11 protein-coding genes are annotated in these 11,016 nt (G+C 71.3%); 4 read left to right on the forward strand and 7 right to left on the reverse strand.

Going from position 1 to position 11,016, the window contains the following annotated elements:
• Positions 1-118: 118 nt before the first annotated feature.
• Both ACZ4RZ_RS16710 and ACZ4RZ_RS16715 read right to left on the reverse strand, forming a co-directional pair.
• A complete protein-coding gene (locus tag ACZ4RZ_RS16710; protein ID WP_467745245.1) occupies positions 119-2,503 on the reverse strand; it encodes a Tex family protein in 2,385 nt (794 codons plus the stop codon).
• A gap of 88 nt (positions 2,504-2,591) precedes the next feature.
• Positions 2,592-3,458: an SCO6745 family protein gene (locus ACZ4RZ_RS16715; protein ID WP_467745247.1), complete on the reverse strand. Its 867-nt coding sequence runs from the start codon at positions 3,456-3,458 to the stop codon at positions 2,592-2,594.
• Between the two features lie 113 nt (positions 3,459-3,571).
• Between ACZ4RZ_RS16715 and ACZ4RZ_RS16720 the strand changes: the two genes are divergently transcribed.
• Complete coding sequence (locus ACZ4RZ_RS16720; protein ID WP_467745248.1) at positions 3,572-4,525, forward strand: GlxA family transcriptional regulator; 954 nt, start codon at positions 3,572-3,574, stop codon at positions 4,523-4,525.
• 10 nt (positions 4,526-4,535) lie between these two features.
• Positions 4,536-5,171, forward strand: a complete 636-nt coding sequence (locus ACZ4RZ_RS16725; RefSeq protein WP_467745250.1) for a DJ-1/PfpI family protein — start codon at positions 4,536-4,538, stop codon at positions 5,169-5,171.
• Positions 5,172-5,184: 13 nt separating this feature from the next.
• Here ACZ4RZ_RS16725 and ACZ4RZ_RS16730 read toward each other — a convergent pair whose 3' ends face one another.
• On the reverse strand, positions 5,185-5,928 hold the full coding sequence (locus ACZ4RZ_RS16730) for an enoyl-CoA hydratase/isomerase family protein (RefSeq protein ID WP_467745252.1): 744 nt from the start codon (positions 5,926-5,928) through the stop codon (positions 5,185-5,187).
• Positions 5,929-5,993: 65 nt separating this feature from the next.
• On the opposite strand from ACZ4RZ_RS16730, the gene ACZ4RZ_RS16735 reads away from it, so the two are divergent.
• Together ACZ4RZ_RS16735 and ACZ4RZ_RS16740 are read left to right on the forward strand one after the other, a co-directional pair.
• A complete protein-coding gene (locus ACZ4RZ_RS16735; RefSeq protein ID WP_467745254.1) occupies positions 5,994-6,602 on the forward strand; it encodes an HdeD family acid-resistance protein in 609 nt (202 codons plus the stop codon).
• Positions 6,603-6,811: 209 nt separating this feature from the next.
• Positions 6,812-7,318 carry an ATP-binding protein gene (locus tag ACZ4RZ_RS16740; protein ID WP_467745771.1) on the forward strand — a complete coding sequence of 169 codons (507 nt, stop codon included), beginning with the start codon at positions 6,812-6,814 and terminating at the stop codon, positions 7,316-7,318.
• 11 nt (positions 7,319-7,329) lie between these two features.
• On the opposite strand, the gene idi is transcribed toward ACZ4RZ_RS16740, so the two are convergent.
• From idi to galE, 4 genes are all read right to left on the reverse strand, one after another.
• The gene (gene idi, locus ACZ4RZ_RS16745) at positions 7,330-7,923 is read right to left on the reverse strand and encodes an isopentenyl-diphosphate Delta-isomerase (RefSeq protein ID WP_467745256.1); all 594 of its coding nucleotides are present in this window, start codon (positions 7,921-7,923) and stop codon (positions 7,330-7,332) included.
• A gap of 123 nt (positions 7,924-8,046) precedes the next feature.
• The gene (locus ACZ4RZ_RS16750; RefSeq protein ID WP_467745258.1) at positions 8,047-8,577 is read right to left on the reverse strand and encodes a GNAT family N-acetyltransferase; all 531 of its coding nucleotides are present in this window, start codon (positions 8,575-8,577) and stop codon (positions 8,047-8,049) included.
• Between the two features lie 213 nt (positions 8,578-8,790).
• Positions 8,791-9,729: a cation diffusion facilitator family transporter gene (locus ACZ4RZ_RS16755; RefSeq protein WP_467745259.1), complete on the reverse strand. Its 939-nt coding sequence runs from the start codon at positions 9,727-9,729 to the stop codon at positions 8,791-8,793.
• A gap of 134 nt (positions 9,730-9,863) precedes the next feature.
• On the reverse strand, positions 9,864-10,844 hold the full coding sequence (galE, locus tag ACZ4RZ_RS16760; protein WP_467745261.1) for a UDP-glucose 4-epimerase GalE: 981 nt from the start codon (positions 10,842-10,844) through the stop codon (positions 9,864-9,866).
• Between the last annotated feature and the right edge of the window lie 172 nt (positions 10,845-11,016).

Below are 11,016 nucleotides of genomic sequence, written 5' to 3' on the forward strand. Positions count from 1 at the left end.
GGCGGCACCCGTCCCACAGAGAGCGGCACCCTGTCAGCGCCGGTGAGCACACCCGCCCCGAGCTCAGCCCGGTGCCGGGCGCCCTGTCACCAAGGCCCCGGCACCGAACGCCAAAGGGTCAGCCCCGACCCCGCTTGGGGTCCACCAACCCCGCCCGCCGCAACGCATCCGCCATCGCACTGTTGGCAGGCGGCGGCGCCTGCCGAGACCCACCGCCTCCGCCCCCGCCCCCGCGTCCCTGCCGCTGCTGCCCCCGCTGCTGCGGCGGCCGCCCCCCGCGCTGGGGCCGCCCGCCCCCCTCCTGGGCCGGAGCCGCCGCCTCGTCGTCCAACCGCAGCGTCAGCGAAATCCGCTTCCGCGGAATGTCGATGTCCAGCACCTTGACCTTGACGATGTCCCCGGGCTTCACGACGTCCCGCGGATCCTTGACGAAGGTCTTGGACATCGCGGAGACATGCACAAGCCCGTCCTGGTGGACGCCGACATCGACAAAGGCTCCGAAGGCGGCGACATTCGTGACGACCCCCTCCAGCACCATCCCGGAGGCCAGGTCGGAGATCTTCTCGACGCCCTCCTTGAAGGTGGCCGTCTTGAAGGCGGGCCGCGGGTCGCGACCGGGCTTCTCCAGCTCCTTCAGGATGTCCGTGACGGTCGGCAGACCGAATGTCTCGTCGACGAAGTCGTCCGGCCGCAGCGAGCGCAGCACACCCGTGTTGCCGATCAGCGACGCGACCTCATTCCCCGCCGTCTTCACCATCCGCCGCACCACGGGGTACGCCTCGGGGTGCACGCTGGACGCGTCCAGCGGATCATCGCCGCCCCGGATCCGCAGGAAGCCCGCGCATTGCTCGTACGCCTTCGGGCCGAGCCGGGCCACGCTCTTGAGTGCCGTACGCGAATGGAAGGGTCCGTTCGCATCCCGGTGCGCCACGATGTTCTCCGCGAGCCCGGAGGTGATCCCGGAGACCCGCGCCAGCAGCGGCGCCGACGCCGTGTTCACGTCCACGCCCACGCCGTTCACACAGTCCTCGACCACCGCGTCCAGCGACCGGGACAGTTTCACCTCGGACAGGTCGTGCTGGTACTGCCCGACGCCGATGGACTTCGGGTCGATCTTCACCAGCTCGGCGAGCGGGTCCTGGAGCCGGCGCGCGATGGACACGGCGCCGCGCAGCGACACGTCCATGTCGGGCAGCTCCTGCGAGGCGAACGCGGACGCGGAGTACACCGACGCCCCCGCCTCGGAGACCATCACCTTGGTGAGCTTCAGCTCGGGGTGCTTGGTGATGAGTTCACCCGCGAGCTTGTCCGTCTCGCGCGACGCCGTGCCGTTGCCGATCGCGATCAGCTCGACCGCGTGCTCCTTGGCGAGCCGCGCGAGCTTGGCGATCGCCTCGTCCCACTTGTTGGCCGGGACGTGCGGGTAGATCACGTCCGTCGCGACGACCTTGCCGGTCGCGTCGACCACGGCGACCTTCACACCGGTACGGAATCCGGGGTCCAGGCCCAGCGTCGCGCGCGTGCCCGCCGGAGCGGCCAGCAGCAGGTCGCGCAGGTTGGCCGCGAAGACGTTCACCGCCTCGTCCTCGGCCGCCGTCCGCAGGCGCAGCCGCAGGTCGATGCCGAGGTGCACGAGAATCCGGGTCCGCCAGGCCCAACGGACGGTGTCGGTGAGCCACTTGTCGCCGGGGCGGCCGCGGTCGGCGATGGCGAAGCGGTGGGCGACGATCCCCTCGTACGAGGACGGACCGGGCTGCTCGGAGGGCTCCTCGGGCTCCAGGACGAGGTCGAGGACCTCTTCCTTCTCGCCGCGCAGCATGGCGAGGATGCGGTGCGAGGGCAGCTCCTTGAAGGGCTCGGCGAAGTCGAAGTAGTCGGCGAACTTGGCGCCCGCTTCCTCCTTGCCGTCCCGCACCTTGGCTGCGAGCCGCCCCCGTACCCACATGCGCTCGCGCAGCTCGCCGATCAGGTCGGCGTCCTCCGAGAACCGCTCGGTGAGGATCGACCGGGCGCCGTCGAGGGCGGCCTGCGGATCGGCCACGCCCTTGTCGGCGTCGACGAAGGCCGCCGCCGCGGCGAGCGGGTCGACCGACGGGTCGCCGAGCAGGCCCTCGGCCAGCGGCTCCAGGCCCGCCTCGCGCGCGATCTGCGCCTTGGTGCGCCGCTTCGGCTTGAACGGCAGATAGATGTCCTCAAGACGCGCCTTCGTCTCGGCGCCCCTGATCTGCGCCTCGACCTCGGCGGTGAGCTTGCCCTGCTCGCGCACCGAGTCGAGGATCGCGGCGCGCCGCTCCTCCAGCTCCCGCAGATAGCGCAGCCGCTCCTCGATGGTGCGCAGCTGCGCATCGTCGAGCATCTCGGTCGCTTCCTTGCGGTAGCGGGCGATGAAGGGCACCGTCGAACCGCTGTCGAGCAAGTCGACGGCGGCCTTGACCTGCCGCTCCCGTACGCCGAGCTCCTCGGCGATCCTGCCTTCGATGGACCCTACGAGGGGTGTCGTCACGATCCCGTACCGCCTTCTCCACTGAGGTTGCGCGGCAATTGTGGCAGGTGACACCGACAATGGGGGATCAGGGCGCCGATCGGCGGTGTCAGCCCTTGCCGGTCATGCCTTCGGGGAACGCGCCGGCCGCGAGCGCGGTCATGAGGATGCCCTTGGCCAGCTCGGTGAGTCGTTCGACGCCGGCGGCGCCCAGATGCTCGTACGGGGCGCGGTCCAGCCGGTCCGTCCGCGCCTCGATCTCGCCGCGCAGGGCCACGCCCGCCTGCGTCAACTCGCCCTCGGTGTCGAGCAGTCCACGATCCCGCAGCCGCGCGGCCGCCGCCTCCCAGTCCGCCCGGGACCAGCCGCGCGTGCCCAGCGCCCACTTCGGGGCCATGCCCTTGCCGGTCGCGGTGTGGCTCACCAGGGCCTCCACCGGATCGAGTTCCGCGTCGAGCAGCACCGCGAGGTGGCCGTCGCCGCGGTGCTCGCGCAGCAGGGTGGCCGCGTGCCAGAGCGCGAGGTGCGGCGCGTCGGGCACTGGCAGGTCCGCGTGGGCGGCGTACAGCGGGCGCGCGGTCCTGGTGCAGGCCTCGGCCGCGCGCAGCGCGAGTTCCGCCGCCTCGGCCACCTCCTTGGAGGCGATGAGGTCCTCGCCGAGCAGCCGGCGCAGCGTCGCGTCGACGGCACGCGCGCGTGCCGCGAGCACGGTCTCCGGAGAGGCCGCCCGCCACACCTCGGGTACGTGCTTCGCCACCAGCTCGTGGCGGAAGTTGTAGAACGTCGCGGTCACCGTGCCCGGGCCCACCGCGCCCATGGCCGCGGCCCGGACGGCGAAGTACGCGGCCCTGCTGTCCTCGATCCCGACCGCGGCGAGCTCCCGCCCCAGATCGGGCGAGAAGTAGTGCGTCGAGTGCAGCGGGTTGAGGACGTTGTGGCAGCGCCGCCCGGCGCGCTCCGGCAGTGGAGTGGTCATGCCCGGCACATTACCGACTGGTCGGTACGCAGGGAACCGCGGAGTCGGGGATGGCAGGAAAGGAGGGGTGCTCGTCATTGCGGCCATGGCTCCGGCCGCCAAGAATCAGGGTCATGCGAACCGTCCTGGTCGTCCTCTTCGACGCTGTACAGAGCCTCGACGTCACGGGCCCCGTGGAGGTCTTCGCCGGCGCCGAGAACTACCGAGACGGCTCGTACCGCATCCGCACCGCCTCCCTGGACGGCACACCCGTGCGCACCTCCAGCGGCCTCACCCTCGTCCCGGACCACTCGCTCGCCGACGCGCCCGCCCCGCACACCCTGCTCGTCCCGGGCGGCGCCGGCACCCGCCGCCCCGACCCCCGCCTGACCGACTGGCTGCGCGAGCACGGCCCGCGCGCCGAACGCCTGGTCTCCGTCTGCACCGGTGCCCTCCTGCTCGCCGGAACCGGCCTCCTGGACGGCCGTCGCGTCACGACCCACTGGGCGTACTGCGACAAGCTCGCCCGCGACCACCCGGCGATCCAGGTCGACCCGGACCCCATCTACGTCCGCGACGGCCAGGTGTCCACCTCGGCCGGCGTCACCGCAGGAATCGACCTGGCCCTGGCGCTCGTCGAGGAGGACCTGGGGCGCGAGGCAGCCCTCGTCATCGCCCGTCACCTGGTCGTCTTCCTCCGGCGCCCGGGCAACCAGGCCCAGTTCAGCGCCCAGCTGGCCGCTCAGACCGCGCAGCGCGAACCGCTGCGCGAGGTCCAGCGATGGATCACCGAGCACCCCGACGACGACCTGGGCGTCGAGTCGCTCGCCGCCCGTGCCCGTCTCTCGCCCCGCCACTTCGCCCGCGCCTTCCGGACCGAGACCGGCATGACGCCCGGCCGGTACGTCGAGCGGGTCCGCCTCGAACACGCCCGGCGGCTCCTGGAGGACACCGCCGATGGCATCGAGGAGATCTCCCGCGCCTGCGGCTACGGCACGCCGGAGGCGATGCGCCGCGCCTTCGCGAAGACCCTCGGCTCGGCACCGGCCGAGTACCGCCGGCGTTTCCGTCCGGCGCCCACCCACTGAAGGGAACCCTATGCAGATCGCCATCGTCCTCTACGACCGCTTCACCGCCCTGGACGCGGTGGGCCCATACGAGACACTCGGCCGTGTGCCCGACGCGGAGACCGTCTTCGTCGCCGAGCGCTCCGGCCCCGTCCGTGCCGACACCGGCAACCTGGCACTGATGGCCGACAAGACCCTCGCCGAGGTGCCGCAGCCGGACGTCGTGGTGGTCCCGGGCGGCCCGGGACAGTTCGCGCTGATGGAGGACGAGGTCCTCCTCGACTGGCTGCGGGCCGCCGACGAGACCAGCACCTGGACGACCTCGGTGTGCACCGGCTCGCTGCTGCTCGCCGCCGCGGGGCTCCTCGACGGCCGCCGGGCCACCTCCCACTGGCTGGCCCTCGACTTCCTCAGGGAATACGGCGCCGAGCCGACGCGGGAGCGAGTCGTGTTCGACGGAAAGTACGTGACCGCGGCCGGCGTCTCGTCCGGAATCGACATGGGGCTCGCCCTGCTCGGGCGGATCGCGGGCGACGAACACGCCCAGGCCGTACAACTGCTGACCGAGTACGACCCGCAGCCGCCCTACGACGCCGGCTCACCGGAGAAGGCGCCCGCGCACCTCGTCGAGGAGTTCCGGACGAAGAGCCGTTTCATCCTGACGTAGTCCTGCGGCACGCTCATGGCATCCATGTGAAGCGCGGCTGCCGGCGCTCCAGGAAGGCGGCGACCCCCTCCGCGGTGTCGCCGCCGCCCCGCGCCTGCGCCGCCCAGTGCGCGTCCCGGTCCGTGCGTCCGTTCGCGAACTCCTTGGCCGCCGCCTGGGTCAGCAACGAGCGTGAGGTCAGTACGCGCGCGAACTCCGCGACGCGCTTGTCGAGCCCGCCCTCGGGCAGCACCTCGTCGACCAGACCCGTGCGCAGCGCCCGCTCCGCGTCGATCAACTCGCCCGAGAACAGCAGGTACTTGGCGGTGGCGGGGCCCACCAGCGACACCAACCGCCGTGTGGAGGAGGCCGCGTAGACGATCCCCAGCTTCGCCGGCGTCACCCCGAACAGCGCCCCCTGCTCCGCGAACCGCAGATCGCAGGCCGCCGCCAGCTGGGACCCGCCGCCCACGCAGTACCCGCGAATCGCTGCCAGAGTCGGCTTCGGGAACGCGGCGAGCGCTTCCTCGGCGAGCGTGGCGAGGCCCTGCGCCTCGTCCGGGGAGCCACGCAGCGACGAGATGTCGGCCCCGGCGCAGAATGTCTCACCCTCGCCGGTGAGCACCAGCGCGTGTACATCGGCGTCCGCGGTCAACTCGTCGAGCAGGGGCGGCAGCGCCCGCCACATGTCCGCCGTCATGGCGTTGCGCTTGGCCGGGTAGCGGATGACGAGGGTGGCGACCCCGTCGCCGACACGGTGCGACAGCTGCGGTTCCATAGGCCGGATGCTAGCGGCACCCGCCGAACGTACGATCAAGGAGGGGCAGGCGCGAGGAGGCGCTGATGGCCACGTCGCGGAAGGCCCGGTCCAGGGGCGAAACCGCCAAGCTCACCCGTAGTTTCGGCTGGCTCGCGGCGCTCGGCGTGATCCTCGTGCTCGCGGGGCTCGTCGGGCTCGTCTACACCGCGGCCGCCACCCTGACGTCGATGATCCTCTTCGGCTGGCTTCTGCTGATCGGCGGCGCGGTCGGCCTGGTGCACGCGATCCAGGCGCGCGGCACCACCTTCTTCTGGCTCGGCCTCGCGGTCGCCGCCCTGAACCTCGCGGCGGGCGTGGTCGTCATCCGCCTACCGGACGCGGCCGCCGAGGCACTGACCATGTTCGCCGCGCTGCTGTTCCTGACCGGCGGGGTGTTCCGCCTGGCCGGCAGCATCGTCGTGCGCGGCCCCCAGTTCGGCTGGACGCTCGTTCAGGGCGCCTTCGACCTGCTGCTCGGCATCCTGGTCCTCGCTTCCTGGCCGAGCAGCAGCAAGTACGTCATCGGCGCCTTCTTCTCGCTCGCGCTGCTCTTCGACGGCCTGGGCCTGATCGCCGCGGGATACGGCGGGCGGCGCGTCGTGGGCATGGTCTCGGAGCGCCTCTCCGACGGCGGAAGGACGGGGAACGAATAGGGCGAGCCCGGCCCCCAACCCGTACAACCCGAATAGTTCCGAAGTCCGCACAACAGGGGCAGGAGCAGTCCCACAACTGACCGTGTCATACGCCAACGATCAGAAGCTGTCGATAACCGCTGACTTCTGTTCAGTCATCCGGTACGGACCAGCGCATTACCAACACTCACTGTGTGGTGACAATCGAGCGCAAGGGTGGCGACCGGACGATGGCGAACCTCGGGCGGGGGTCCGACCCGAGCCCTGAAGTCGGCGGACAGGCGGCTCCCGACCGGAGACCGCCGGGCCCGCTGCCGTACGAGGGGGTGTGGCGGTTCACCGCTCCCGCCATCGACGCCTCGGTGCCGCAGGCGCGGCACGCGGTCCGTGATCTGCTGGTCCGCCAGGGGGTGCCCGTCTCGGACGACCTGGTCCAGGGACTTCTGCTGATCGTCTCCGAACTGGTCACGAACGCGGTCCGGCACGCGGCGCTGCTGTCCCCCATGCTCGCGGTGGAGGTCGCCGTCGGCGCCGAGTGGGTGCGCGTCTCCGTGGAGGACAACCACCCCTACCGGCCGACCGCCCTGGAGGCCGACCACGGACAGACCGGCGGACGTGGGCTGCTGCTCGTGCGGGAGGTCACCAGGGAGTCGGGCGGAGTGTGCGACGTCGAGCACACCGCGAGCGGCGGCAAGGTGATCTGGGCCGCCCTGCCACTCACTCCGAGTGTCGTGTAGCGGGACGGCCGTCACCAGCCCGCGGACGGGCCCGTCAGCTCCCTGATCGCCGGACGGGCCGCGTCCAGCACCGTCATGAACCACGACGAGAAGGTGTCCTTCGCGTGCCGCTCCGCCAGCTCGGCGGCGGTGACGAAGGCCGTCGAGCCGACCTCCTCGGAGTCGGGGCGCAGCGGCGACTGCACCATCCCGACGAAGAGGTGGTTGTACTCCTGCTCCACCAGGCCCGAGTCCGGGTCCGGGTGGTTGTAGCGGACCGTGCCCGCCTCGGCGAGCAGCGAGGGAGAGACCCCGAGCTCCTCGTAGGTCCGCCGGGCCGCCGCCGCGAAGGGCGCCTCGCCCGGGTAGGGGTGACCGCAGCAGGTGTTCGACCAGACGCCGGGGGAGTGGTACTTGCCGAGCGCGCGCTGCTGCAGCAGCAGCCGGCCGAGCTCGTCGAAGAGGAACACGGAGAACGCGCGGTGCAACTGCCCGGGCGCCTGATGGGCGGCGAGCTTCTCCGCCGTGCCGATCGTGTTGCCGTCCTCGTCGACCAGCTCCAGCAAGATCGCTTCAACGGTGCCGTTCGACGAACTGTGCGTCGCGGTGGCAGGTGTGATCGGCATACCCATCCTTCGCATCGGTCTTCGAGCCCCAAGTCTGCCGTACGAATCCGGCACTCCCGGCACTTCGCGGCTCCCGCATGTCCCGCCCCGAGAGCCCGGGGCGGGACATGCGGCCGACGTGCGTCAGACCCCGAAAGCGGCCGGATACCTGATCGTGCCCGGTGCCACCGACGAGGAATCGTCCAGGACAAGGGCCATCAGGTGTTCGGGCGGCACGTCGAATCCGGGCCGGATGCCGTACTCCGAAGCGGGCAGGAAACCGAACCTCGGGTAGTACCCGGGATGCCCGAGTACGAGGACGAGCCGCTCCCCACGCGCGCGTGCCGCCTCCAGCACCGCGCGTACGACGGCCGATCCGGCGCCCCGGCGCTGATGCTCCGGCCGTACGGCGACGGGGGCCAGCGCGGCGGCGCGGGCGCCGTCGACATGGCAGCGGGTGATCAGCGCGTACGCCGCGATCGTGCCGTCCGGCGCCTCGGCGACGTACGACAGGCCCGGCAGCCACGCGTCCGGGTCGGCGCGCAGCGCGTCCACCAGATCGGCCTCCTCGGCCCTCTGGAAGGCGGTGGCGTTCACGGTGTGCACCTCCGCGTGGTCGGCGGAGGTTTCCCGGCGGGTGTGCCAGGCAGCGGTGTGTTCAGCGTTGTCGGTCAACGTGGAAACCTTTGGGTGAAGGGCCCGGCCGACACGTCGGATCAGCCGCGGGCCCGGAGGACGGGGACGATCGTGTCGCTGCGCACAGCAGCGCCGAACGCGACAGTCATCAACCCACCTCCTCGAATCGCCGGCCACGCTAACAGGGGTGCGACGGTCTCGCCTTCGAATTCAATGGCAGAGCTCGCGTCTTTGACGGCAGAGCTTCGCCTCTCAATGGCAGAGCTTCGCCTCGTGCTCCGCGTGCCCGCTCGGCTCCAACTGGAAGGTGCAGTGCTCGACATCGAAGTGGACGCCGAGGCAGCCCTGGAGCTCGTGGAGCATCTTCTCGTGACCGATCGCGTTCAGGACGTCGGAGCTGACGACCACGTGGACGGAGAGCACCGGCATGCCGGAGGTGATCGTCCAGGCGTGCAGGTCGTGGATGTCCTCGACGCCCGGCAGCGCCAGGATGTGCGCCCGCACCTCGGCCATGTCCACGTTCTTGGGGGCGGCCTCCAGGAGCACGTTGAGCGTCTCCTGGAGCAACTTCCAGGTGCGCGGGACGATCATGAGGCTGATCAGGATCGAAGCGATCGGGTCGGCGGCCTGCCAGCCCGTGGTCATGATCACCGTCGCGGCGATGATGACCGCCACCGAACCCAGCGCGTCCGCCACCACCTCCAGGAAGGCGCCGCGCACGTTCAGGCTGTCCTTCTGGCCGCGCATGAGCAGTGTGAGCGAGATCGTGTTGGCGACCAGACCGATGAGGCCGAACACGATGGTCTGGCCGCCATGGGTGTCGACCGGGGTCACAAAGCGCTGGATCGCCTCGTAGAACACGTAGCCGCCGACGCCGAGCAGCAGCAGACAGTTGGCCAGCGCGGCGAGGATCTCGGCCCGCGCGTACCCGAAGGTGCGGGTCTCGCTCGGCGGGCGGGCCGCGAAGTGGATCGCGAGCAACGCCATGCCCAGGCCCAGCGCATCCGTCGCCATATGCGCCGCGTCCGCGATGAGCGCGAGCGAATCGGCGACGAGACCGCCGACGATCTCGACCACCATGACGGTGAGCGTGATCGACAGCGCGACGCGCAGCCTCCCGCGGTACGCCGCTGTCGCCGTACCGGTGGCCGGCGCGCCGTGCGCATGCCCGTGGTCGTGCCCAGCCCCCATGGAAGCCGCCTCCTGTGTTCTGCCCGGGACCACAGTGAACTACGGGCGTGGGGTATCCGGCAACGCGGCATTGAACACCGTTGTCATATGCTCTGACCTGCGGAAACGATGCGCAGGTCAGAGCGTCGACAAGATCATTCGGCGTGCGTCCCGGGATGGCGCAGCAGCCAGCCCTCCCACGCCGACTCGACCATCTCGCGCACGCCGCGCCGCGCACTCCAGCCCAGCTCCTTCGCGGCCAGCGCGGCCGAGGCGACCGCCCGCGGGGCGTCACCGGGGCGGCGCGGCTCGACGACCGGCTCCCGGGTGTCCCCGCTGACCTCGCCGATGAGCGTGAGGAGTTCGCGGACCGAAACGCCTTCGCCGCGGCCGATGTTCACGGTCAGATCGCCTGTCGCGCCGTCGGCCAGCCGCCGGGCCGCCGTGAGGTGCACCTCGGCGAGGTCGGCGACGTGGATGTAGTCACGCACGCAGGTGCCGTCCGGCGTCGGATAGTCGTCCCCGAAGATTCGCGGGGCCTCGTCGCGTGTCAGGCGGTCGAAGACCATCGGGATCACGTTGAACACCCCGGTGTCGGAGAGCTCCGGCGCGGCGGCGCCCGCCACGTTGAAGTAGCGCAGGCACACGGTCGCGATGCCGTGCGCCCGGCCGGCCGCCCGCACCAGCCACTCGCCGGCGAGCTTTGTCTCGCCGTACGGGTTCATCGGGGCGCAGGGGGTGTCCTCCGTGATGAGGTCCACATCGGGGTTGCCGTAGACAGCGGCCGACGAGGAGAAGAGGAACCGTTCGACGCCCGCCCCGGCGGCCGCCTCCAGGAGCGTCGCGAGACCGCCCACGTTCTCCCGGTAGTAGCGCGTCGGCTCGGCCACGGACTCGCCGACCTGCTTGCGCGCCGCGAGATGCACCACACCCGTCACCGCGTGCTCCGCGAAGACCCGCTTGAGCAGATCCCCGTCCAGCGACGAGCCCCGTACCAGCGGAATGCTCTCCGGAAGCCGGTTCGGCACCCCCGACGAGAGGTCGTCCAGGGCCACGACGCGTTCCCCGGCCTCCGCCATCGCCCGCGCCACGTGGGCCCCGATGTATCCGGCTCCGCCTGTGATCAGCCATGTCATGGACGCCCACCCTATGCCGGTCCTCTGCGGTGTCCGTCCTGCCCTGCTCCGGGCCGCCCTCCCGGTGCCCGCCGTGCCCCGCTCCGGGCAGGTGCGCCGGGTGCCGTGTGCCATGCCGAGAATGCGCCGGTCTGGGAGCGCGGTTTGTGGCGGGGGCCCCGGATCCCTGATG

This window comes from Streptomyces sp. NPDC027189 (genome assembly GCF_055566975.1).

Coding starts and splice junctions, on each gene's coding strand:
- ACZ4RZ_RS16740 (WP_467745771.1), top strand. CDS start 6,812: ATGGCGAACCTCGGGCGGGGGTCCGACCCGAGCCCTGAAGTCGGCGGA.
- ACZ4RZ_RS16715 (WP_467745247.1), bottom strand. CDS start 3,458: ATGACCACTCCACTGCCGGAGCGCGCCGGGCGGCGCTGCCACAACGTC.
- ACZ4RZ_RS16720 (WP_467745248.1), top strand. CDS start 3,572: ATGCGAACCGTCCTGGTCGTCCTCTTCGACGCTGTACAGAGCCTCGAC.
- ACZ4RZ_RS16725 (WP_467745250.1), top strand. CDS start 4,536: ATGCAGATCGCCATCGTCCTCTACGACCGCTTCACCGCCCTGGACGCG.
- ACZ4RZ_RS16755 (WP_467745259.1), bottom strand. CDS start 9,729: ATGGGGGCTGGGCACGACCACGGGCATGCGCACGGCGCGCCGGCCACC.
- ACZ4RZ_RS16735 (WP_467745254.1), top strand. CDS start 5,994: ATGGCCACGTCGCGGAAGGCCCGGTCCAGGGGCGAAACCGCCAAGCTC.
- galE (WP_467745261.1), bottom strand. CDS start 10,844: ATGACATGGCTGATCACAGGCGGAGCCGGATACATCGGGGCCCACGTG.
- ACZ4RZ_RS16730 (WP_467745252.1), bottom strand. CDS start 5,928: ATGGAACCGCAGCTGTCGCACCGTGTCGGCGACGGGGTCGCCACCCTC.
- idi (WP_467745256.1), bottom strand. CDS start 7,923: ATGCCGATCACACCTGCCACCGCGACGCACAGTTCGTCGAACGGCACC.